This window comes from Micromonospora costi, assembly GCF_003626655.1.
Classification (GTDB): Bacteria; Actinomycetota; Actinomycetes; order Mycobacteriales; family Micromonosporaceae; genus Micromonospora; species Micromonospora costi.
On record NZ_RBAN01000011.1, the window covers coordinates 22,709 to 46,403 of the forward strand.

18 protein-coding genes are annotated in these 23,695 nt (G+C 75.7%); 12 read left to right on the forward strand and 6 right to left on the reverse strand.

Annotated features, from left to right (window positions below; genetic code table 11):
• Positions 1-2: 2 nt before the first annotated feature.
• From D7193_RS31755 to D7193_RS31765, 3 genes are read left to right on the forward strand one after another with little or no spacing between them, the layout of a single operon-like run.
• A complete protein-coding gene (locus D7193_RS31755) occupies positions 3-1,469 on the forward strand; it encodes an FAD-linked oxidase C-terminal domain-containing protein (RefSeq protein WP_120783369.1) in 1,467 nt (488 codons plus the stop codon).
• Positions 1,469-2,734: an FAD-binding oxidoreductase gene (locus tag D7193_RS31760; RefSeq protein ID WP_120783370.1), complete on the forward strand. Its 1,266-nt coding sequence runs from the start codon at positions 1,469-1,471 to the stop codon at positions 2,732-2,734. The genes D7193_RS31755 and D7193_RS31760 overlap by 1 nt, the downstream gene beginning before the upstream one ends.
• Before the next feature lie 2 nt (positions 2,735-2,736).
• Entirely contained in the window at positions 2,737-4,086 is a 1,350-nt protein-coding gene (locus D7193_RS31765) for a (Fe-S)-binding protein (protein WP_120783371.1), read from the forward strand.
• 83 nt (positions 4,087-4,169) lie between these two features.
• Here the strand turns inward: D7193_RS31765 and D7193_RS31770 are convergent, their stop codons facing one another.
• The 4 genes from D7193_RS31770 to D7193_RS31785 form a co-directional block, all read right to left on the reverse strand.
• On the reverse strand, positions 4,170-5,678 hold the full coding sequence (locus D7193_RS31770; protein WP_120783372.1) for an Nramp family divalent metal transporter: 1,509 nt from the start codon (positions 5,676-5,678) through the stop codon (positions 4,170-4,172).
• Between the two features lie 92 nt (positions 5,679-5,770).
• Positions 5,771-6,700 carry a diacylglycerol/lipid kinase family protein gene (locus D7193_RS31775; RefSeq protein WP_120783373.1) on the reverse strand — a complete coding sequence of 310 codons (930 nt, stop codon included), beginning with the start codon at positions 6,698-6,700 and terminating at the stop codon, positions 5,771-5,773.
• 81 nt (positions 6,701-6,781) lie between these two features.
• Positions 6,782-7,639 (reverse strand): hypothetical protein, encoded by an 858-nt coding sequence (locus D7193_RS31780; protein WP_120783374.1) that lies wholly within the window; start codon positions 7,637-7,639, stop codon positions 6,782-6,784.
• Positions 7,640-7,745: 106 nt separating this feature from the next.
• A complete protein-coding gene (locus tag D7193_RS31785) occupies positions 7,746-8,177 on the reverse strand; it encodes a hypothetical protein (RefSeq protein ID WP_120783436.1) in 432 nt (143 codons plus the stop codon).
• A gap of 126 nt (positions 8,178-8,303) precedes the next feature.
• On the opposite strand from D7193_RS31785, the gene D7193_RS31790 reads away from it, so the two are divergent.
• The 9 genes from D7193_RS31790 (at position 8,304) to hpnH (ending at position 19,921) form a co-directional block, all read left to right on the forward strand.
• Entirely contained in the window at positions 8,304-9,185 is an 882-nt protein-coding gene (locus D7193_RS31790; RefSeq protein WP_120783375.1) for an NAD(P)-dependent oxidoreductase, read from the forward strand.
• A 259-nt stretch (positions 9,186-9,444) separates the two neighbouring features.
• Complete coding sequence (locus D7193_RS31795; RefSeq protein WP_120783437.1) at positions 9,445-11,265, forward strand: 1-deoxy-D-xylulose-5-phosphate synthase; 1,821 nt, start codon at positions 9,445-9,447, stop codon at positions 11,263-11,265.
• A gap of 43 nt (positions 11,266-11,308) precedes the next feature.
• On the forward strand, positions 11,309-12,166 hold the full coding sequence (gene hpnC, locus D7193_RS31800) for a squalene synthase HpnC (protein WP_120783376.1): 858 nt from the start codon (positions 11,309-11,311) through the stop codon (positions 12,164-12,166).
• Entirely contained in the window at positions 12,163-13,032 is an 870-nt protein-coding gene (hpnD, locus tag D7193_RS31805; RefSeq protein WP_120783438.1) for a presqualene diphosphate synthase HpnD, read from the forward strand. Before hpnC ends, hpnD begins: the two co-directional genes overlap by 4 nt.
• Positions 13,029-14,405: a hydroxysqualene dehydroxylase HpnE gene (gene hpnE / locus D7193_RS31810; RefSeq protein ID WP_120783377.1), complete on the forward strand. Its 1,377-nt coding sequence runs from the start codon at positions 13,029-13,031 to the stop codon at positions 14,403-14,405. Before hpnD ends, hpnE begins: the two co-directional genes overlap by 4 nt.
• Positions 14,402-15,409, forward strand: a complete 1,008-nt coding sequence (locus tag D7193_RS31815; protein ID WP_120783378.1) for a polyprenyl synthetase family protein — start codon at positions 14,402-14,404, stop codon at positions 15,407-15,409. Before hpnE ends, D7193_RS31815 begins: the two co-directional genes overlap by 4 nt.
• A complete protein-coding gene (shc, locus tag D7193_RS31820) occupies positions 15,409-17,358 on the forward strand; it encodes a squalene--hopene cyclase (protein ID WP_120783379.1) in 1,950 nt (649 codons plus the stop codon). Before D7193_RS31815 ends, shc begins: the two co-directional genes overlap by 1 nt.
• Positions 17,359-17,405: 47 nt before the next feature.
• A complete protein-coding gene (gene ispH / locus D7193_RS34980) occupies positions 17,406-18,917 on the forward strand; it encodes a 4-hydroxy-3-methylbut-2-enyl diphosphate reductase (protein WP_120783439.1) in 1,512 nt (503 codons plus the stop codon).
• Between the two features lie 2 nt (positions 18,918-18,919).
• Positions 18,920-19,921: an adenosyl-hopene transferase HpnH gene (gene hpnH / locus D7193_RS31830; RefSeq protein WP_241563704.1), complete on the forward strand. Its 1,002-nt coding sequence runs from the start codon at positions 18,920-18,922 to the stop codon at positions 19,919-19,921.
• 19 nt (positions 19,922-19,940) lie between these two features.
• On the opposite strand, the gene D7193_RS31835 is transcribed toward hpnH, so the two are convergent.
• The gene (locus tag D7193_RS31835) at positions 19,941-20,690 is read right to left on the reverse strand and encodes an SDR family NAD(P)-dependent oxidoreductase (protein WP_120783381.1); all 750 of its coding nucleotides are present in this window, start codon (positions 20,688-20,690) and stop codon (positions 19,941-19,943) included.
• Entirely contained in the window at positions 20,681-23,623 is a 2,943-nt protein-coding gene (locus D7193_RS31840) for a wax ester/triacylglycerol synthase domain-containing protein (protein ID WP_120783382.1), read from the reverse strand. The genes D7193_RS31835 and D7193_RS31840 overlap by 10 nt, the downstream gene beginning before the upstream one ends.
• Between the last annotated feature and the right edge of the window lie 72 nt (positions 23,624-23,695).

A 23,695-nucleotide genomic window follows, 5' to 3' on the forward strand; every position in this document is an offset into this window, starting at 1 on the left:
CGGTGACCACGACGGACATCCCCGCCCTCGTCGCGGTGCTGCGGGCCGCGCTCGGCGAGGACCAGGTGATCAGCGACCGGCAGGAGCTGCGCACCTACGAGTGCGACGGCCTCGCCCAGTACCGGGTGGTCCCGGCCCTCGTGGCCCTGCCCCGCACCGCCGCCGAGTGCGCGGCGACCGTCAGGGCATGCGTCGACGCCGGCGTGCCCTTCGTGGCACGCGGCTCCGGCACCGGCCTGTCCGGCGGCGCGCTGCCGCACGCCGACGGGGTGCTGGTCGTCACCTCGCAGATGCGCGCGATCCGCGAGGTCGCCCCCCTCGACGAGCGGGCCGTCGTCGAACCGGGCGTGATCAACCTGCACGTCAGCCGGGCCGCCGCCCCGTACGGCTACCACTACGCGCCGGACCCGTCGAGCCAGCAGGTCTGCTCCATCGGCGGCAACGTCGCGGAGAACTCCGGCGGCGCGCACTGCCTCAAGTACGGCTTCACCACCAACCACGTGACCGGGCTGGAGATCGTCACCCCCGACGGCGACCTGGTACGCCTCGGCGGGCGCGCGCCCGACGCGCCCGGCTACGACCTGCTCGGCGCGTTCGTCGGTTCGGAGGGGACGCTCGGCATCACCACCGAGGTCACGGTGCGGCTCACCCGCTCGCCGGAGTCGGTGCGGACGCTGCTGGCCGGCTTCACGGGCACGGACGCCGCCGGCGCCGCGACCTCGGCGATCATCGGCGCGGGCGTGGTTCCCGCCGCCATCGAGATGATGGACGCGCTCGCCATCGAGGCGGCCGAGGCGGCCGTGCGGTGCGGCTACCCACCCGGAGCGGGGGCGGTGCTGATCGTCGAGCTGGACGGCCCGGCCGCCGAGGTCGACGCCCAGTTCGCCGACGTCGAGCGGCTGTGCCGCGACCACGGCGCCACGGAGATCCGGGTCGCGGCCGACGACGGCGAGCGGGCGCTGATCTGGAAGGGACGCAAGTCGGCCTTCGCCGCCGTCGGGCGGATCAGCCCGGACTACATCGTCCAGGACGGCGTCATTCCCCGCACCGCGCTGCCCGAGGTGCTGCGCCGCATCGCGGAGATGTCCGCCGAGCGCGGTGTACGGGTCGCCAACGTCTTCCACGCCGGCGACGGGAACCTGCACCCGCTGGTCCTGTTCGACGACGCCGTCCCCGGCCAGGCCGAGCGGGCGGAGGAGGTGTCCGGGGCGATCCTCGACATCTGCATCGCGCACGGCGGCTCGATCACCGGCGAGCACGGCGTGGGCGTGGACAAGGTGAGCTACCTGCCGCGCATGTACGGCGACGACGACCTCGACACCATGCAGTTGCTCCGCTGCGCCTTCGACCCGCGGGGGCTCGCCAACCCCGGCAAGGTCTTTCCGACCCCCCGGCTGTGCGGCGAGGCGCCCGGCCGCCGCCGGGGCGTCCACCCGCTCCAGGAGGCCGGCCTCGCGGTGGTGTTCTGATGCCCGACGACGTCCTCGACGCTCTCCGCGCGGCCGCCGACGCCGGCGGCGAGGACATCGTCCGGCTGGCCGGCGACACCGACGCGGTGGCCGGCGTCGCGCCCCGGTACGTCGCCGCGCCCGGCTCCACCGCGGAGGCGGCCGCGCTGCTGACGGTCGCCGCGGCCCGGAACCTCGCCGTGACTGTCAGCGGAAGCGGCGGCAAACAGACCTGGGGTAACCCGCCCCGGCGGCTGGACCTGCTGCTGCACACCCGCCGGCTCGCCGGCGTGGTCGCGCACGCGGCCGGTGATCTCGTCGTCGTGGTCCGGGCCGGCACCCCACTGGCCGAACTCCAGGCCAAGCTGGCGCCCGCGGGCCAGCAGCTCGCCCTCGACGCTCCGCTGCCGCCCGGCGGGTCGGCCACCGTCGGCGGTGTCGTCGCCACGAACACCAGCGGGCCGCGGCGCATGCGCTACGGCACCGTGCGGGACCTGCTGATCGGCGTCACGATGGTCCGTCCCGACGGGACGGTGGCCCGGGCCGGCGGCACGGTGGTCAAGAATGTCGCCGGTTACGACCTCGGCAAGCTGCTCACCGGGGCGTACGGCACGCTCGGGCTGGTCACCGAGTGCGCGTTCCGGCTGCACCCGGTCCCCGCGGCGCGCGCCTTCCTGTGCCGGCGGGCGGTCGACGCCGCCGAGGCCGGACGTCTCGCCGCCGCCGTCCTCGCCGCACAGGTGGTGCCGAGCGCGCTCGAGGTCGACACGACGCCCGACGGCGGCGTCGAGGTCGCCGTGCTGCTGGAGGGCACGCCGCGTGGGGTGCGGGAACGGGCCGACACGACCGGGCGGCTGCTCGGCGGCGCCACCGTCTCCGACGAGCCGCCGCCGTGGTGGTGCGCGTACCCGTGGGGGACCGGGGACGTGGGGCTCAGGCTCACCGCCGCCCTCTCCGGCGTGCCGCGGCTGCTCGCGGCCGCCGCCGAGGCCGGCCGGCGGCACGGGGTGCCCCTGGCCGTCCGCGGCTCGGCCGGCACCGGCGTGCTCCACGGCGGCCTGCCCGGCGCCGCCGCGCCCGACGCCGTCGCCAGCGTCGTCGCGGACCTGCGCGCCGCCACGGCGGGCCTCGGCGGGCACGCCGTCGTGCTGACGGCGCCCCCACCGGTGCGCGAGCGGGTCGACCTGTGGGGGCCCGTGAACGGCCTCGACCTGATGCGCCGGGTCAAGGCGCAGTTCGACCCCGACGGGCGCTTCGCGCCGGGCCGCTTCGTGGGAGGGATCTGAGGATGGGCGACGCGCCGCGGGACGTGCTAGGGCCGGTGGTGGGCGGGCCCGCGGGGCCAGCCTTCGACGGCGACCACCCGCCGCGACGGGACCTGGTCGACGACTGCGTCCACTGCGGCTTCTGCCTGCCCACCTGCCCCACGTACGTGCTGTGGGGCGAGGAGATGGACTCGCCGCGCGGGCGGATCCACCTGATGAAGCAGGGGCTCGACGGCGAGCCGATGACCGCCTCGATGGTGAGCCACGTCGACCGTTGCCTGGGCTGCATGGCGTGCGTGACCGCGTGCCCGTCGGGCGTCCGCTACGACCGGCTCATCGAGGACACGCGCCAGCAGGTGGAACGCCGTCATCCCCGGCCGCGGCGGGAGCGGGCGCTGCGCGGCGCCGTCTTCTCGCTCTTCCCGTACCCGCGCCGGCTGCGCCTGCTGCGCGGGCCGCTGCGCGCGTACCGGGCGAGCGGCCTGCGGGCAGTGGTCCGGCGCAGCGGCCTGCTTCCCCGACTGGCGCCGACCCTCGCCGCGCTGGACGCGCTGGCCCCCCGGATCGGGCGCGCCACCCGCCTGCCGGCGCGGATCCCCGCGCAGGGCCGGCGGCGGGCCACCGTGGGCATGCTGACCGGCTGCGTGCAGCGCGCGTTCTTCCCCGAGGTGAACGCGGCCACCGCCCGCGTCCTCGCCGCCGAGGGCTGCGACGTGGTCGTCCTGCCGCAGCGGCAGGGGTGCTGTGGCGCCCTGAGCGTCCACAACGGCCGGCGGGCCGAGGCGCGGCGGTTCGCCCGGGCCCTGATCGACGCCTTCGACGGCGCGGGGATCGACCGGTTCGTCGTCAACGCGGCGGGCTGCGGCTCGTCGCTCAAGGAGTACGGCGACCTGCTCCGCGACGACCCGGCGTACGCCGAGCGGGCCGCGGCCTTCGCCGGCGGGGTGCGTGACCTGTCCGAGCTGCTGGCGGAGTTGGGGCCGGTCGCCCCGCGGCATCCGCTGCCGCTGACCGTGGCCTACCACGACGCCTGCCACCTGGCGCATGCCCAGGGGATCCGGGCTCAGCCGCGCGAGCTGCTGCGCGGCGTCCCCGGACTGGAGCTGCGGGAAATCGCCGACCCGGAGATCTGCTGCGGGTCGGCCGGGGTGTGGAACGTGTTGCACCCGGAGCCCGCGGGGCAGCTCGGCGAGCGCAAGGCCCGCGACGTCCTCGCCACCGGTGCCGACCTTCTCGTCACCGCCAATCCCGGCTGCCTCATGCAGATCGCTGCCGCCGCGCGGCGGCTCGGCGGCGCCCTCGCGGTGGCGCACACCGCCCAGCTCCTCGACGCGTCCATCCGGGGGCGTCCCGTCACCGATCTTCTCCGGTGAGCGGAAACGATCGTTGCCGGGCACGAGGAATCGCCCCCTCCCGCGATTCCCGGCGGGAGGGGGCGGTCGCGGAAAGATGGGAATCAGAACGTGACCAGCGGATCGCCGATGAAATCGGCGATGAAGTTGACGAAGAAGAACCCGAAGAAGATCACATTTATGACGAGCAGTACGTGGTGCCACCACCGGGGACGGGCGGCGCGGGGCAACCGCCGGTTCAGGTAGATCAGCATGAACGGGAAGATCAGCGCGCCCAGATTGGACATGTTCGCCGACCACTGCACGAGACTGACGGGCAGCGCGAGGTGCAGGACCACCGCGATGATCCCCAGCAGCAGGAGCATGAACGGGTAGTAGAACCGGCGGGGGTCGCCCTCCAGGAGGCGCCGCAGGCGTGGGCTGGTGGCGTGCGCGGCGTCGGTCGTCACCCGCACCATGCCCTCGAAGATGCCCAGTTGCGTGCTGAAGAGGATCAGCACCCCGACCACCAGCATCAGGTAGAACATCCCCCGGCCGTACTCGGCTTCGAGCGCGGCCGCGACGAACGTGGGCACGGTGGCCGTGGTGGGCGTCTCACCGGACAGCTCGACGGCCTGCGCCATGAGGATCGTGGGCAGCAGCATGCCGAGCATCGCGCCGACGAAGAAGATGCCCCACATGTCGGTGAGCAGCAGCCGGTACCACCGCTTCCAGCGGCCGGCGTTGGCCGCGTCGTCGGGGAACGTGACACCGTTGGCGAGCAGTTCCCGCCGGTCCCCGCGCAACCCGGAGATGTAGCCGGTGCGGTAGCCCATGCCGTAGCCCTTGTCCCGGTAGTGGCCCATCACGTACCAGTTGAGGCCGGACGCCAGCGCGGTGAAACCGGCGAGCCCGCCGAGCTGGGTCGCGGTGATGCCCTCCGGTGGCGCGGCAGGGGTGACGAACCCACGGATGCCCTCCCACCACAGGCTGCCCGGCACCACGAGCAGCGTGATGACCAGCAGCGCGAGCAGGATGGTGCCGACCATCACCCAGTTGGCCAGCTCCAGGGTGCGACTGATCCGCCGGGCGGCCGCGGTCATGAGGAACACCAGCGCCAGCAGCGCGATCGCCCAGAGTCTCGGCTCCTCGGCGCCGGCCGGCGGCACCTCGCCGTGGACGAGCGCGTACAGGCCCTGGCCGGCGGACGCGGCCCACCCGCCGGCGATGAACGCGAAGATGACCAGGAACACGGCCACCGGCACCCACAGCAGGTAGCCGGGCGGCACCCGCCCCCAGCCGACGACCGGGGCCTCGCCCGTGGCCATCACGTACCGGGACGACTCGACGTTGTAGAACGTCTGGAGCACGGCCGAGATCAGGATCACCCAGCCGACGCCGACGAAACCGAACTGACCCACCGCCTGGGGCCCGAGCAGCCATTCGCCGCTGCCGATCGAGATGCCGAGGGCGATCAGGCTCGGCCCGAGCGCGTACTTGAACAACTGCGGGAGACCGAGCCGGCGTACGCCGAAAACCTCTTCCGGTTCGGGCAGGTCCGCGACGGCGAGCGGAGGACGGCTCTTTCCCAGTGGATAGGTGCGGACGTCCGGGGCCTGAGTTACTTCGGTCATGAAGAACCTCCTTGTGGGAATGGCCCCCCTGACAATCGTCATACGCCGTTAATCGGTTGGCAATAACCAGATTTCGGCGCGCAATGGCCGGCCTAGCGGTCCACGGTGCCGGCGGGCGCCATCACGCGCAACGCGTTAGCGGCGAGGCCCACCCGGATCGGCGTCCGGCCGCGCAGCTCACCGTCCACCTCGACGGGGGCCGGCCGGTCGGTCTCCAGCCACAGTTCACCGACGGCGAGGAACGGCTCCTCGTGCAACGTCCGGCGATGGCCGGTCGTCGCGTTGCGGACCGTGTCGCGCAGCAGGCCGCGGCGGGTCGGGCCGCCGACCGGGTACGCGACCAGCAGCCGGTCGTCGGCATCGGCGTCGGCCGTGATGGGCCGTCCGGCGTGGAAGCCGCCGTTGGCCACGTACAGCTGGCGGGTGACGTACGTGTGCTCGGCGCCGGCGGCGCGGATCGTGGCCCGCAGCGGACGGTGCCGGGTCAGCAGGGCCAGGGCGGTGAGCGGGTACGCGACCCGGCCCGTGACACGCTTCAGGCGCGGCGGCGTGGTGAGCATGACGTCGGCGGACAGGCCGATCCCGACGTGGTTCGTGAACGGCGTGTCACCGGCGAGCCCCAGGTCGACGTCCACCACCGTGCCCTCGGTGAGGACGTCGACGGCCTGGTCGAGCCGGAGCGGGACGCCGACGGTACGCGCGAAGTTGTTGGTGGTGCCCAGCGGCAGCAGCCCGAGCGCCATGTCGCGGTGGGCGAGCAGGCGGGCCGCGGCGCTGAGGGTGCCGTCGCCGCCGCCGGTGATGAACAGGTCCGGCCCGAGGTCGGCGGCCGCCGCGAGGGTCGACTCGAGGTCCTCGACCCGCTCGACGGGGTGGTTTGCGAGCAGGTCGAACCCGGCCGCCGCCAGCAGCGCGCAGGCCCGCTCGTAGAGGTGTCGGCCCCGGCGCGAATGGGCGTTGACGACCAGGACCGCACGGCGGTCGCGCCGGATGGCCTCGGCCAGAGCCTGTTTGGTCCGCATCGTCCCGACCCTAGCGCCGGACCGCCATCGGCACGGCGCAGGCGCGTGGGCGATCCCGCCCTGTCGTGCCGCCCGGCCGGCTCACCGGCGGCGGCCCCACCGGCGCGTCTGGCCGCTCCCGGACGCCGCCTCCAGGTCCACCATCCTGGCGGCCACCCGCAGCTTGCCCATGATCTCCGCCCCGGCCGGCCCGAGCAGGCCCGCGAGCCCGTTGCCCAGGCGCAGCACCATCCGGGCCCGTTCGACGTCGTGGATGAGCGCGAGGCACTGGGCGTAGACGGCGTACGTGTTGGCGAGTTCCCAGATGCTCAGCGGCCGGCCCGGATCAGCGAGGGCCTGCCGCAGCTCGGTCGCCCGTGACGCCGCGAGGGCCGCCTCCCGGGCGTCGTGGTCGGCGGACGAGCCGGTCAGGAACCGGTGCAGCAACGCGTTCGCCCGGTTGTGGTAAGCCGTGCCCATCGCCTCGCGCGTCCGGGGCCCGGCGCCCGGTGGCGGCCCGGCCGTCTCCAGGCCCACGGCGATCGCCTGCTGGATCAGCTCAATGCGCACGGCGGGCTGACCGGCCGCGAAGGCGGTCTCCGCGAGGTCCACCGTGGCCGTGACCAGCTCGGCGAGGGCCTCGTCCCGGCGCGGAGCCGCCGCGTCGCGGTCGGCGGCCATCGCGGCGTCGTTGACCTGCTGGAACACCCGCACGGCCTCCCGGCCGAGCGTCATGCCCTCGGCGGGGCGGCCGCGCGCCGCGGACAGCATCCCGCGCCGCCACAGGGCCCGGGCCAACTGCTGCTGGTCCCGACGGTCCGCCGACCGTGGGTCGGCCACGGCGGCCCGGTAGGCGTCGACGACCTCGGCCCACAGCCGGTCCGCCTCCGCCCAGGTCCGCTGCTCGGTCGAGCGTTCGCGTGCCCGCTCGAACAACGCGGTCCGCTGCTCCGGCCCCATACCCGCACCGCCCTCCGCCGCCCCGCCCGGGCTCGCGTGGCCCGAACGACCACCATCGATTCTATGGGCGCGAAACGGCACCGGAGGAGTGGTGGCGGTGCGGCGGTTACCGCGGATGGGCCGCCCGGGCGCGGTGGAGCACGCGCACCAGCACCGACATGACGGCGGTGCCCGCGGCCAGGCCGGCCAGCAACAGCCCGGCGCCGACCACCCACAGGCCGCTGTCGTCACGGCGCGCCGAGGTCACGGCGAACGCGGCGGTGAACGCGACCGTGAGCGCGGCGCCGCCCGGCAGCGGCCGGACGCCGGCCAGCAGCGCCCCGACGAGCACCACGAGCAGGGTGAGGGCGGCTCCGAGCACCTGCCAGACCTCGTACGGGCCGCTCACCGCACCGGTCACGGGGTCGACCCGGTACCGGTCGTCCCACCCGAGCCACGCGTACCAGGACGCCGCCGACAGCAGCGCCACGAGCAGCGACCCGACGGTCTGGAACGGCAGGGAGGAGTGGCGGCGGCGATCCGGGGCGGTGGTGGTCATGCGGCCGAGGCTAGAGCCGGCGCCCGACACGCGGATGAGCACCCGTACTCAGCGCCGGGCAGCCTCGCCGTTCCGGCCGTGACGGTGCGTCACCGACCGTACGCTGCCGGGAAAGGAGGGGTGCGGATGGCGGGACAGCAGCGGGTGGCCGTACTGGGACTCGGCGGCATGGGGCGGGCGATGGCCGGCAACATACTGCGGGCCGGCCTGCCGACGGTCGTCTGGAACCGCAGCCCGGACCCGGCGCGCCAGCTCGGCGAGCAGGGCGCGGAGGTGGCCGACAGTCCAGCCGACGCGGTCCGGCGGGCGGACGTCGTGGTCACCATGGTGACCGACGCGGACGCGGTCGTCTCGATCGCCACCGACCGGGGCATGCTCGCCGCGATGCCGGACGGCGCGATCTGGGCCCAGATGAGCACCATCGGGGTGGCGGCCACCGAGGACCTGGCGCGGCTGGTGGCCGGGCAGCGCCCCGGCGTCGTCCTGGTGGACGCGCCGGTCGCCGGCAGCCGGGGGCCGGCGGCGCAGCGCAAGCTGGTCGTGCTCGCGTCCGGCCCGGACGAGATCCGGGACCGGGTCGCGCCCGTGTTCGACGCGGTCGGCCAGCGCACCGTCTGGGTCGGGCCGACCGGCGCCGGATCCCGGGTGAAACTGGCCAACAACCTGCTGTTGGCGTTCATCAACGAGGGGATCGCCGAGTCGCTCGCGCTGGGCCGGGCACTCGGGCTGGACCGCGCGGCGGTGCTCGGCGCCATGCAGGGCAGCCCGCTCGTGTCGTCCTGGGCCGCGGAGAAGCTCGAGCGGATCGGCCGTGACGACTACTCCCCGCAGTACACCCTCTCGCTCGCCCTGAAGGACGTGAACCTCGCGCTGCGCGAGGTCGACGTCGACCGCTTCCCTGTGGCGGGCAGCCTCGCCACCGAGTGGCAGCGGGCGGTGGATCGCGGCCTCGGCGCCGAGGATCTGACCGTGGTGACCCGCGCCCTCGAGGAGAACCTGGGCGCCTGACGCCCGCGCGCTCCGCCTGGTCGAGCTATTCGAACCGATTTCAGGCGGTAGGAGAGATCAGTAGGGTTAAGGTGATTTTGCGCAGGTTCCAGCGGCCCGTTGTCCCCGGCCCTACCCGCAGCACACGCGGCGCGGGCCATCGCACCCGCAGCGTGCGATGAACGAGCGTCGCAGCACGACCCATGCCGGCGGCCACCCCGCCGGCCGGTGAAACCAGACGGTGTCGCCGCGGAGTCGCGCGTGCCCGGACGGAGAGATGATGTCCCTGCTTGACGATGTCAACGAGCCCGCAGACCTCGACCGGCTCACCGGCGACCAGCTCGGGCTGCTCGCCACCGAGATCCGGGCCTTTCTCGTGGAGGCGGTCTGCCGGCGGGGCGGCCACCTCGGGCCCAACCTCGGCATGGTCGAGCTGACCCTGGCGCTGCACCGGGTCTTCCGCTCCCCGCACGACCGGATCGTGTTCGACACGGGTCACCAGGCGTACGTCCACAAGCTGCTCACCGGCCGCCGGGAGCGCTTCGCCGGGCTGCGCGGGCGCGGCGGCCTGTCCGGATACCCCCGGCGGGCCGAGTCGCCGCACGACCTGGTGGAGAACTCCCACGCCTCGACCGCCCTCTCGTACGCCGACGGCCTGTCCCGCGCGTACGCCCTCGACGGGGTGGACCGCGCCGTGGTGGCGGTCATCGGCGACGGCGCCCTCACCGGCGGGCTCGCCTGGGAGGCGCTGAACAACCTCGCGACCTCGCCGGGCCGCGCCGTGATCGTGCTCAACGACAACGGCCGCTCGTACGCCCCGACCGTGGGTGGACTGGCCGCCCACCTCGCGGCCCGCCACGACGGCGGCGCGGACGCCGGGTCCACCATCTTCGAGTCGCTGGGGCTCGACTACCTCGGGCCGGTCGACGGGCACGACGTCGCCCAGGTCGAGGCGGCGTTGCAGAAGGCGCGTACCGCCGACCGGTCCGTCGTCGTCCACTGCGTCACCCGCAAGGGGTACGGACACCAGCCCAGCGAGACCGACGAGGCCGACCGGCTGCACGCGGTGGGTGTGGTCGACCCGCTCACCGGGCGGCCCACCGCCACACCGGCCCGGACCTGGACCGACGCGTTCTCCGACGAACTGCTCGCCATCGGCGCGGACCGGCCCGAGGTGGTCGCGGTCTCGGCGGCGATGCTCGGCCCCACGGGCCTGGACGGTTTCGGCGCGCGGTACCCCGACCGGACCGTCGACGTGGGCATCGCCGAGCAGCACGCGGTGACCTCGGCGGCCGGCCTCGCGTTCGGCGGCAAGCACCCCGTGGTGGCCGTGTACGCCACCTTCCTCAACCGGGCGATCGACCAGGTGCTGCTCGACGTGGCACTGCACCACCTGCCGGTCACGCTGGTGCTGGACCGGGCGGGCATCACCGGCCCGGACGGGCCCAGCCACCACGGCATGTGGGACCTCGCGCTGCTGGGTGCGGTGCCGGGCCTGCGGGTGGCCGCGCCCCGCGACGAGGCGACGCTGCGCGAGGAGCTGCGCGAGGCCGTCGCCCACCAGGACGGGCCGACCGTGCTGCGCTTCCCCAAGGCCCGGGTCGGCGACGAGATCCCCGCCCTCTACCGGACCGGCGGGGTCGACGTCCTCCGTACCGCGGCGGCCGCGCCCGTCCTGCTGGTCGCCGTCGGCGCCATGGCCGGGCCCACGCTGCGGGCCGCCGACCTGCTCGCCGAGGCCGGCGTCGAGTGCACCGTGGTGGACCCCCGCTGGGTACGCCCGGTCAACCCGGCGGTCGCCACGCTGGCCGCGGACCACGCGCTGGTCGTGACCGTCGAGGACGGCATCCGCGAGGGCGGGGTCGGCGCCGCCGTCGCGCAGGCGCTCGGCGACGCGTCCGTCGGCGCACCGGTGCGGGCCCTGGGCCTGCCCACCTCGTTCGTCCCACACGGCGAGCGCGCCGGTCTGCTCGCCGAGCACGGGCTGGACCCGCCGGGCATCTGCGCCGCCGTCCTGCACCAGGTGTCCACCCTCCCGGCCGACCTCGACCTGCGGGTGCGCAACCGGACGCAGACACGGCTGAGCCCGCTGCCCGGATGACCCGCCGCCGTCGACCACGTGCCCGAGAGGAAGGAGACCAGGGATGAGCCAGCAGACCGTCGTGCCCGCGGTGCACCGGCTCGCCCAGGCCCGGGCGGAGGAGAACTTCCCGGTCGCCCTGCGGGTGCTGCCCGCGCGGTACCGCCGCCACCTCCTCGCGGTCTACGCGTACGCCCGCCACGTCGACGACCTCGGCGACGAGCCGCAGGCCCCGGCCGTGGACCGGGTCGCGGAACTGAACCGGATCGAGGCCGAGCTGCGCGCCCTGCACACCGGCCGCGCGGTGAGCCACCCCGTGGTGCGTGCCCTCGCACCCACGGTCGCCGAGTGCGGGTTGCCCCTCGACGCGCTGGTCCGGCTCATCGAGGCCAACCGGGTCGACCAGCGGGTCACCCGGTACGCGACGTTCGCGCAGCTGGTCGACTACTGCACCCTGTCCGCCAACCCGGTCGGCGAGCTGGTGCTGCACGTGTTCGGGCAGGTCGGGCCGGCGCGGCGGGAGCTGTCCGACCGGATCTGCACGGCGCTTCAGCTCATCGAGCACCTGCAGGACGTGGCCGAGGACCACCGGCGCGGCCGGGTGTACCTGCCGGTCGAGGACCTGGACCGGTTCGGGGTCACCGAGGACGACCTGGGCCGGCCCGAGGCGACCCGGCCCCTGCGGGAGCTGGTCGCCTTCGAGGCCGAGCGCGCCCGCGCCTGGCTCGACGCGGGCGCCCCGCTGGTGTCCGGACTGCACGGCTGGGCCCGGCTCGCCGTCAGCGGCTACCTCGCGGGCGGCCGCGCGACCCTCGACGCGCTCGCCGAGGCCGGCCACGACCCGCTGCGCGTCGCCGTCCGGCCCCACCGGGGTCGGGTGCTGCGCCGCTGGTGGGGGGCGACCGTGCGGAGCGCCGGATGACCATGACCACGGGCGTCGAGGCCGCCTACCGCCGCTGCGAGGACATCACCCGCAGCCAGGCCGCCAACTTCGCGTACGGCATCCGGCTGCTGCCGCCGGTCAAGCGCCGTGCGCTGTCGGCCATCTACGCCACCGCCCGCCGCATCGACGACATCGGCGACGGCGACCTGCCCCCGGACGAGAAGCTCGACCGGCTCGCCGAGACCCGGGCGGCGCTGCACCGGCTGCCCGCCGACGGCGGCGGCGACGCCGTGCTCACCGCCCTCGGCCACGCCGCGACCCGCATGCCGATCCCGCTGGACGCCTTCGACGAGCTGATCGACGGGTGCGCCGCCGACGTCACCGGCCGCCGGTACGCCACCTTCGACGACCTCGTCTGGTACTGCCGCTGCGTGGCCGGTTCGATCGGCCGGCTGTCCCTCGGCGTGTTCGGCACCGCCGAGCCGGGCCCGGCGGCCCCGCTGGCCGACGCGCTGGGCGTCGCGCTGCAACTGACCAACATCCTGCGCGACCTCGTCGAGGACCGCGCCGACGGCCGGATCTACCTGCCCGCCGAGGACCTGGAACGGTTCGGCTGCACCCTGGAGCCCGGCGGCGCCGGGTTCGCCGACCCGCCGGAGCGGCTGGCCGCGCTCGTCCGCTTCGAGGCGGCCCGCGCGGCCCGCTGGTACGACACCGGGCTGCGGCTCCTGCCGCTGCTGGACCGGCGCAGCGCGGCCTGCACCGCCGCGATGGCCGGCATCTACCGCCGGCTGCTCGCCCGCATCGCGGCCGACCCGCTGGCCGTCACCCGCAGCCGGGTGTCGCTGCCCGGACGCGAGAAGGCCTGGGTCGCGGCGCGCGCTCTCGTCGGGCGTACCGCATGACCGGGCCGGCCCGGACGCCGCCCGGTGGCGGCGGGGTGTGCGTCGTCGGAGGCGGTCTCGCCGGGATCGCCGCCGCGATCCGCCTCGCCGACCTCGGCCTGCCGGTGACGCTGCTGGAGAACCGCCCCGAACTCGGCGGCGCCACCTACTCGTTTCGCCGGCACGGGCTGACGGTGGACACCGGGCAGCACGTCTTCCTGCGCTGCTACCACGCGTACCGGGACCTGCTGGAACGGCTCGGCACCACCGCGGGGACCGAGCTGCAACCGCGGTTCGCCGTGCCGGTGCTGCTGCCGGGGCGCCCGCCCCACCTGCTGGCCCGTCGGCGGCTCCCCGCGCCGGCGCACCTGCTGCCCGCGCTCGCCGGCTACCGGCTGCTCAACCCGGCCGAGCGGGTCGCCGCCGCGCGGGCCTGTGCCGCGCTGCGGCGCGTGGACCCGGACGCCTCGGGCACCGACCGGATCGCCTTCGGCGCGTGGCTCGCCGCCCACGGCCAGAGCGGGCGGGCCGTGCGCCGGCTCTGGGACCTCATCACGGTGGCCGCCCTGAACGTGCCCAGCGCGCAGGCCTCCCTCGCGCTGGCCGCCCGGGTGTTCCGCACCGGCCTGCTGGAGACCGCCGACGCCGGCGACATCGGGCGACCATTGGTGCCCCTCACCGAGCTGCACGGGGTCGCCGCCCGGCGGGTGCTGGACCGGCTCGGCGCCCGGGTGCTTCCGCGCACCCGGGTCCGGTGGATCCACCCGGAGCCGACCGGCTTTCGGATCGGTGTGGACGGCGGCGAGATCGCCGCGGACGGCGTCGTGCTGGCGGTGCCGCACCAGTCCGCGGCAGCGCTCGTCCCGCCGGCCGCCGCGCCCGACGCCGACCGGTGGACCCGTCTCGGCGCCGCCCCGATCGTCAACGTCCACCTGCGGTACGCCCGCCGGGTCGCCCCGCTCACCATGGCCGCCGCCGTCGAGTCCCCGGCACAGTGGATCTTCGACCGGTCCGGTCCGGACGCCGGGGACGAGCAGCACCTCGTGGTCTCCCTCTCCGCCGCCGACGCCGAGATCGACCGCCCCGCCGCCGAACTGGTGGCGACCCAGCGTCAGGCGCTCGGCGACCTGTTCCCCGCCGCGCGGCACACCCCGGTGAGCGACGCGTTCGTCACCCGGGAGCCGCGGGCCACCTTCCGGCAGGGCCCCGGCACCCGGGCGTACCGGCCGGGGTCCGGCACGCGCCTGCCCGGGCTGGTGCTCGCCGGCGCATGGACCGACACCGGATGGCCGGACACGATGGAGGGCGCGGTGCGCAGCGGCCACGAGGCCGCCGACATCCTCGCCCGCCAGCTCGTGGCCCGGCCCCGACACCACACGGAGGCCGCACGATGACCGTTGTACGCAGCCGCAGCACCGACCAGATCCAGACGTACGTCGAGCCGGCCATCCGGGCCCTGCTGGACCGCCTGGACCCGGGCAACCGGCTGGTGGCCGGCTACCAGCTCGGCTACTGGGACGCCGACGGGTCACCGGCCGCCGCCCAGGGCAAGGGTCTGCGTCCGGCGTTGGCGCTGCTGTCGGCGCGGGCCGCGGGCGCCGCACCGGAGGCGGGCGCGCCGGCGGCCGCGGCAGTCGAGCTGGCGCACAACTTCTCGCTGCTGCACGACGACGTGATGGACGGCGACGCCGAGCGCCGGCACCGGCCGACCGCGTGGACGGTGTTCGGCGTCGGCCCCGCGATCCTCGCCGGTGACGCCCTGATCGGCCTCGCGTACGAGGCGCTCGTGGAGGTTCCCGGTGGCGAACCGGCGGCCCGCCGGCTGGCCCAGGACGTGCGGGCGCTGATCGCCGGCCAGATGGCCGACCTGGACTTCGAGCGGCGCGACGACGTGACGCTCGACGAGTGCCTCACGATGGCCGGCAACAAGACCGCGGCCCTGCTGGCCGGGTCGTGCGCGCTCGGCGCGCTGCTCTGCGGCGCCCCCGCGGCGCTGGTCGACGGGCTGTCCCGGTTCGGGTTCCACCTGGGACTGGCCTTCCAGCTCGTCGACGACGTGCTGGGCATCTGGGGCGACCCCCGGCGCACCGGCAAGCCGGTCGGCTCGGACCTGCGGGCCCGCAAGCGCAGCATCCCCGTCGTCCGGGCGCTGACCGGCGGCGACCCCGCCGCGGTGGCCCTGGGCGAGCTGTACCGCTCGCCCGCGCCGCTCACCGACGAGGACGTGACCCGCGCCAGCGAGCTGGTCGAGGCGACCGGCGCCCGCGACTGGACGCGGCAGCGGGCGTGGCAGGAGACCGAGCAGGCCCGGGCCGAGCTGGACGCCCTGGACCTGCCGGAGGACGTGCGCGGCGAACTCGCCGACGTGGCCGACTTCATCACGGGACGGGACCACTGATGACCGAGCTGCTGTCCCCGAAGACCACCACCACGGGCGCCAACCGACCCGCGGTCGCGGACCCGCTCGACGGCGCCCGGGACGCGCTGCACCGCGCCCGGGAGCACCTGCTCGGGTTGCAGGACGACGCCGGCTGGTGGAAGGGCGACCTCGCCACCAACGTCACCATGGACGCCGAGGACCTGATGCTGCGGCAGTTCCTCGGCATCCGGACCGAGGAGCAGACCGCCGAGTCCGCGCGGTGGATCCGCTCCCAGCAGCGTCCGGACGGCTCCTGGGCGCTGTTCCACGGCGGGCCCGGGGACCTGTCCACCACCATCGAGGCGTACGTGGCGCTGCGGCTGGCCGGCGACACGGTCGAGGCGCCGCACATGGCGGCCGCGGCGGCGTTCGTCCGGGCGAACGGCGGGCTCACGGCGAGCCGGGTGTTCACCCGGTTCTGGCTGGCCCTGTTCGGCCACTGGCCCTGGTCCCGGTTGCCGGCCGTCCCGCCCGAACTGGTGCTGCTGCCCTCCTGGGTGCCGTTCAACGTCTACGACTTCGCCTGCTGGGCGCGGCAGACCATCGTCCCGCTGTCCATCGTCCGCGCGCTGCGGCCGGTGCGTTCGCTGGGCTTCGGCGTCGACGAGCTGCGCACCGCCGCGCCGCCGCCGCGCCCTCCCCGGCTGGCCAGTCGGCCCGGCCTGCTGTACCGGGCGGATCGCCTGGCCAGCGGGTACGAACGGATCGCCCGCGGCCCGGTGCGCCGGCACGCCCTGCGCCGGGCCGCCGAGTGGATCGTGGCCCGCCAGGAGGCCGACGGCTCCTGGGGCGGGATCCAGCCGCCCTGGGTGTACTCGCTCATGGCGCTGCACCTGCTCGGGTATCCGCTGGACCACCCGGTGCTGCGCGCCGGGCTGGCCGGTCTGGACCGCTTCACGGTGCGCACCGAGACGCCGGACGGGCCGGCACGCTGGCTGGAGGCGTGCCAGTCGCCGGTGTGGGACACGGCGCTCGCCGTCACGGCGCTGTCCGACGCCGGCCTGCCGCCCGCCCATCCCGCCCTGGAGCGGGCCGGTCGGTGGCTGCGCGACGAGGAGATCCGGGTCCGCGGCGACTGGGCCGTACGCCGGCCGAGGACGCCGGCCGGCGGCTGGGCCTTCGAGTTCGAGAACGACGGGTACGCCGACACCGACGACACCGCCGAAGTGATCATGGCGCTGCGGCGGACCACCGTGCCGGTCGAGGCGCCGGTGCTGCGGGCCACCCGCTGGCTGCTCGGCATGCAGTCCCGCGACGGGGGCTGGGCCGCGTTCGACGCCGACAACACCCGCGCCATCCTCGGCGACCTGCCGTTCTGCGACTTCGGCGAGGTCATCGACCCGCCCAGCGCAGACGTGACCGCCCACGTCGTCGAGGCACTGGCGGCGGAGAACTTCGCCGGCACGATGCCGGTGCGCCGGGGCGTGCACTGGCTGCTGCGCCACCAGGAGCCCGACGGATCCTGGTTCGGCCGGTGGGGCGCCAACCACGTGTACGGCACCGGCGCCGTGGTGCCGGCGCTGGTCGCCGCCGGCGTGCCGCGGACCCACCCGGCGATCCGCCGCGCCGTCGACTGGCTGCGGGCGCACCAGAACGCCGACGGCGGCTGGGGCGAGGACCTGCGCTCCTACCGGGACCGGTCGTGGATCGGGCGCGGCGAGTCCACCGCGTCGCAGACCGCCTGGGCGCTGCTCGCGCTGCACGCCGCCGGCCAGGGCACGGCCGAGCCGGCGCTGCGCGGCGTGCGCTGGCTGGTCGACACCCAGCGCCCGGACGGCGGGTGGGACGAGCCGCAGTACACGGGCACGGGGTTCCCGGGCGACTTCTACATCAACTACGGCCTGTACCGGTTGGTGTTCCCGATCAGCGCGCTCGGGCGGATCCTCGGCGCCCGGGCCGGTGACCTCGAGGCCACGGTGACACGGTGACCCGGCCCGGCTCCCCGGACGCTCCCGCGTGGACGCTGTACGCGCCCATGCGGCCGGAGGTGTCGGCGTTGCGGCGCGGGCTCGGCGAGCCCGACCCGCACGGGCGGCTCACGCTCTGCCGCACCGGCATCGGCCCACGCCGTGCCCGCTCGGCCGCGGCCCACCGCCCGGCCGGTGACGCCCCCGTCGCGGTCGCCGGCATCGGCGGCGCGCTCGCCCCCGACCTGGCGACCGGGGACGTGGTGGTGGCCAGCGTGGTGCGGGCCGATCCGCTGGCGCCCGACGCCCCGGCCGGCGAGGTGCGGATGCCCGGCGCCGACCTGCTCGCCGCCGCGCTGCGCCGCCGCGGGCTGCGGGTGCACGTCGGTCCGGTGGTCAGCTCCGACCGGCTCGTCGACGGCGCCGACCGGGACCGGCTGGCCGCGTCCGGCGCGCTCGTCGCCGACCTGGAGTCGGCGTGGCTGCTGGCCGGCTGCGGCGATCGGCCGACGGCCTGCGTACGGGTCGTCGCCGACACCGCGGGCGGGTCGCTGTACCACCCCGCGACCCTCCGGCGGGTCCGCGCCGCGCTGCGGGTGCTGCCCGTGGTGGCGGCCGCGCTCACCGAGTGGGCGGCGGTGGCCGGGAGCGTCCACCACCTGCTGCTGGCCGCACCGCGGTCGTTCTGCGCCGGCGTGGAGCGCGCCATCGCGGTGGTCGAGCAGGCACTGGAACGGCACGGCCCGCCGGTGTACGTCCGCAAGGAGATCGTCCACAACGCCCGGGTGGTGGCCGACCTGCGCGCCCGCGGGGCCGTCTTCGTGAACGAGCTGGACGAGGTGCCCGACGGGGCGCTCACCGTGTTCTCCGCGCACGGCGTGTCGCCCGCCGTACGGCAGGAGGCGACCGACCGGCGGCTGCCGGTCATCGACGCCACCTGCCCCCTGGTGACCAAGGTGCACGCCGAGGCGCGCCGGTTCGCCGGCCGGGGCGACACGGTGCTGCTCATCGGGCACCCCGGCCACGAGGAGACCGACGGGACGCTGGGGGAGGCGCCTGACCGGATCCGGCTGGTGCCCGATCCGGCCGCGGCCGAGACGGTGCAGGTCGACGACCCGGAACGGGTGTCGTACCTGGTCCAGACCACCCTCGCGATGGACGAGGCGGCGGGCATCCTCGACACCCTCCGCCGGCGCTTCCCGGCGCTCGCCGGCCCCGGGTCCGACGACATCTGCTACGCCACCACCAACCGGCAGCGGGCCATCACGGCCGTCGCCGCCCGGGCCGACGTGGTCCTCGTCATCGGCTCGACGAACTCCTCGAACTCCCGTCGCCTCGTGGAGGTCGCCGAGCGCGCCGGCGCCCGGGCCCACCTGATCGACGGTGTGGGCGACATCGACCTCCGCTGGCTGGTCGGCGCCGCCACGGTGGGGATCACCGCGGGGGCCTCCGCGCCGCCCGGACTGGTCGACGAGGTCGTGGCCGCGCTCGGCGCGCTGGGCGCGAGGGAGGTGAGCGAGCACACCGCTGCCGTGGAGGACGTCGTTTTCACCCTGCCGAAGGAGGTACGCCAGCCGTGAGTATGCCGTTGCGTCAGAGCCTGCGTATCGCGAGATACCTGGCCGGACAGAAGATTCGCCGTCAGAAGCGGTTCCCGCTGCTGCTGGAGCTGGAGCCGCTGTTCGCCTGCAACCTCAAGTGCGCGGGCTGCGGCAAGATCCAACAGCCGGCGAGCCTGCTCAAGCGCCGGATGCCGGTGGAACAGGCGGTCGCCGCCGTGGAGGAGTGCGGCGCTCCGATGGTCTCCATCGCCGGCGGGGAACCGCTCATGCACCCCGAGATCGACAAGATGGTCGGCGAACTGGTGCGGCGCAAGAAGTTCGTGTTCCTCTGCACCAACGCCGTCCTGCTGCCCAAGAAGATCGACAAGTTCCGCCCGTCGCCGTACTTCGCGTTCACCGTCCACATCGACGGGCTGCGGGAGCGCCACGACGCGGCCGTGTGCAAGGACGGCGTCTTCGACGCCGCCGTGGAGGCGGTGCGCGACGCGAAGCGGCGGGGCTTCCGGGTCACCACCAACACGACGTTCTTCAACACCGACACCCCGCAGACCGTCATCGAGGTGCTCGACTACCTCAACGACGACCTGAAGGTCGACGAGATGATGCTGTCGCCGGCGTACGCCTACGAGAAGGCGCCCGACCAGGAGCACTTCCTCGGTGTCGTGGAGACCCGGGAGCTGTTCCGCAAGGCGTTCTCCGGTGGCCGCCGCGCCCGCTGGCGGCTGAACCACTCGCCGCTGTTCCTCGACTTCCTGGAGGGGAAGGTCGACTTCCCCTGCACGGCGTGGGCGATCCCGTCGTACTCCCTGCTGGGCTGGCAGCGTCCCTGCTACCTCATGGGCGACGGGTACGCGGCGAGCTACCGGGAGCTGCTGGACTCGACCGACTGGGACAGCTACGGCCGGGGCCGGGACGCGCGCTGCGCGAACTGCATGGCGCACTGCGGGTACGAGCCGACGGCGGTGATGGCCACCATGTCCTCGCTGCGCGAGTCGCTGCGGGCGATGCGGGCGACCACGTGAGTCACCGCGGCGGGCGGGCTCAGCCGAACCGGGACGCGAGCCGGCGGTACACGGCCGGCAGCAGGCCCCGGACGGCCACCGGGACGCGCAGCCAGCGGGGCACGTACACCTCGGCCCGGTCCCGGACGATCGCGTCGGCGATCGCGTCGGCGACCCGGTCGGGCGGCAACGGGCGGGGGCGCCGCCGCCGGTACGGCTGGCCCCGCCGGGCGAAGAACGGCGTGTCCACCACGCCGGGCACCACGGTGCTGACGGCCACCCGGCGGCTCGTGAGCTCCAGCCGCAGGCTCTGCGCGAACGCGTCCAGGCCCGCCTTGCTGGCCGCGTAGACGGCCTCGCCGCCGACGCCGAGCCGGCCGGCGATCGAGCCCACGAACACCAGGTGCCCGCCGCGGTGACACATGCCGGGCAGCAACGCCCGGGTCAGTTCGATGGGCGCGCGCAGGTTCACGGCGAGCAGTTCGTCGGCGAGCGAATCGGCCATCCCGGCGAACGGACCGGCCCAGCCGACGCCGGCGTTGTTCACGAGCACGTCCACCCGGGTGTAACGGGCCAGGGCCTGCTCGGCCAGCTCGCGCCCGGCGTTCGGGCGGCTCAGGTCGGCCGGCAGGGTGGTGGCGCCGGTCTCCGCGGCCAGCCGCGCGAGGCGGTTGGTGTCCCGGCCGGCCGCGACGACCTGGCTTCCGGCCAGCGCGAGCCGCCGTACCACGGCCGCCCCGATCCCCGACGACGCTCCGGTGACCAGCACCACGGCGCCGGTCAGGCGCATCGCGGCACCCCGGGCGCGGCCCCGCGCACCCGCCCCCCGGTGCCGTTTCCCGTCGCGGTGCCGGGCGCCGGGTCGGCGGCCGGCCCCACGTCGCGCCGCACGTGCGCGCCCGCGGCGCCACCCGCGGGGATCCCGTCCCCGGCCGTTCGCGCGGTACCGTCCCGGGCCGTCCGGGCGGCGCCGGCCAGGTCGCCGGTGGCGGCCGCGGCTTGCCGGGCGGTCTCGGCCGCGCCCGCGCGGGCTCCCGCCGTGACACGGTCGTCCCGCTCGGCGGCGGCTTCGGCGAGCAGCTCGGCCAGGCCGCTCCGGAGGGCGCCGACGACCTTCTCGCCGACGTCGGCCAGCGCCTCGTTGAGGATCACCCCGACGTCGAAGCTGGACCCGCAGCGCAGCAGGCAGATGCCGAGGTGGACGCCCTCGGCCAGGGCGACGACCGGCGCGGAGGACCGGACCGGAGCCCCGGCGAGCAGCCGCGGATGGAAGTGCGCCGGGACGTACGAGACGACCACGTTGAGCCGCCGGCTCGTGTAGACGCGACGGGCCAGGGCCCCGTGCAGCGGCGCGGGAAGCAGCCCCATGGCCCGCATCACCATCCCGGCGGCCTCGGGTTCGCCGCTGCTCAGCGCGTCGCGCAGCGCCCGCCGTACGCCGGCGACGCGGTCGCGCGTCGGGATCCTCCCGAGCGGAAGGTCGAGGGTCACCGCTCCGGTCCAGTTGCCGTGGGTCGGTGCCCGCCGCCGCCGGTCGCGGGAGACGGGGAACATCGCCCGCAGCCGTGGCGGCGCCGGTGCCGGGTGCGCCTCGGCGAGCGCCGCGGCGGTGAGCGCGACCATCAGCTCGCTCGGGTGGGCCCGGCAGGCGCGCGACGCGCGGAGGACGTCGGCGGCCGGCAGGCTGGTGCTGAGAAGGCGCCGCCGGGGCGAGTCGACCCGCCGGTTGAGCGGCGTGGGGGGCGCGGAGCCCTGGGTGGCGAGCCGGGCCAGGCCGCGTACCGTCCGGCCGACCTGCCGGGCCGCCTCCCGCGCGGGACCGGAGACGTGCCGCTCGGCGGTCGGCGCGGGTCGGGCGGGGGTCGGGGCTCCGCCGGACGCGGGCGTGGACCGGGCGGCCCGCTTCGGGGCGCCGTCGGCCGGGTCGAGCAGCCGTTGCAGCACGGCGATCACCGAGAGGCCGTCGCCGAGGCTGTGGTGCAGCTTGATCGCCAGGCGGGTACGGCCGTCCGGCAGCCCGCCCACGAGCAGCATCCGCCAGGGTGGCCGGTCGGTGGGCAGCGGTTCGCTCCAGAACCGGTCCACGGCGGCGCCGCCGTCGTCGCCGGCCGGGACGCGGACCTCGTCGACGTGCCCCACGGGGTCCACCGACCGGTCGACCACCCAACCGGGCCGGCGCCACCGGCCGCGGTCCACGAGGCGCCGGCGCAGGGTGGTGATGGCCGGCAACCGCCGGACCAGCAGGTCGGTCACGTCCGCCCGGGTCACCGGCCGCCCGTCGGGGCGGGGCCCCAGCTCCATGACCGTGCCGATCTGCTGGACGTCGGTCGGCGTCTCGACGTGCAGGAAGAACGCGTCCTGCGCGCGCAGCGGCCAGCTGGCCGGGCGGGCGCGCGCCGACCGGCGGCCCGGCGGCGTCCGACCTGACCCGCCGCCCGGTGCCGGGCCCGCCGCGTGGCGGGGCGCCGAGCCCTCCGTGCCGCCTGGTGCCGGGCCCGCGGCCTCGCCGGGCGCCGAGCCCGCCGCGCCGCCCGGTGCCGGGCCCGCCGCGTGGCCGGGCGCCGGGCCCTCCGCGGCGGCGGACGGCGGTCGGGATCCGGCGACCGCGGGCAGTCCCAGGTCGGGCAGCCGCGCGTCGGACGGGGCCTCGACCAGGCCGGGCGGCTGCGCGAGCCGGGTCCGGACCCCGGCGACGAGCGTCCCGGGGCTGTGCGCCGTCTCGGCGAGCCCGGCGGCGGCCATCAGGGCGGCGTTGGCCGCGCCGTGCGCGGCGATCGGCCGGTACATCACGATCGGTGTGCCCGTGGCCAGCGCCTCGAGCGCGGTGGCGCCGCCCGCGTTGGTGACCAGCAGCCGGGCGGCCTGCAACAGGGTCGGCATGTCGTCGACCCAGCGCCGCACGAGCAACCGGCCGGGCGGGGCGTCCAGAGCCTCCAGCCGGGCGGCGAGCGGCTCGTTGCGCCCGCACACGGCGACCACCTGGACGGCGTCGCCGATGTCCACGAGCGCGCGGATCGCCTCCTCCACCGCGCCGAAGCCGTACGACCCGCACGCCACCACCACGGCCGCCCGCTCCGGATCGAGGTCGCAGCGCCGGGCGGCGTCGGCGCGGTCACCGGGGCGGAAGTCGCCGAGGACCGGAGGCGCGCAGACGCCCAGCGGCGCGCCCGGCGCCGCGACCGCCGCGACCGGGAGCGCGGCCGGGTGCACCACCACGTTGAGGTCCAGCTCCCGGTACACCCAGAACGGGTGTGGGGCGAAATCGGAGACCCAGGCGCCGATCGGCACGCCGAGGCCGCGGCGGCGGCGCAGCCAGGCCAGGCCAGCGCTGCCCAGCGGGTAGGTGGAGACGATCAGGTCCGGGTCGAACGCCTCGACCACCGGCGCGAGTCGGCGCCCGGCCCACGAGCCGGTGAACCACTTCGCGGTGGTCGCGAACCACCGGTGCCGCCAGAGCGCGGCCCAGAAGAACTCGTACAACCACGGCGTCATGGCGACGTTGGTCACGTAGGTGCGGCGGAAGCCGCGCCCCACGCCCGGCCCCATCACCTCGAGGGTGTCCACCCAGCCCACCCGGCTGCCGGGCCAGAGCGCGTGGACACGCTCCTCCAACGCCCGGCCGGTGGCGTCGTGCCCGCCGCCGATGTCGGCCGAGACGACCAGGACGCGCCGGGCGACCGGTTCGACCGGCGTGGCGCCGGCCGGGGCCTGGGAAGTGTTCACGGGTCACCCGCCCCATTCGTGCGATACCTGGCCGAAGACGGGTATGCGCAGGTGCCTTCGCCGGCCGCGTCC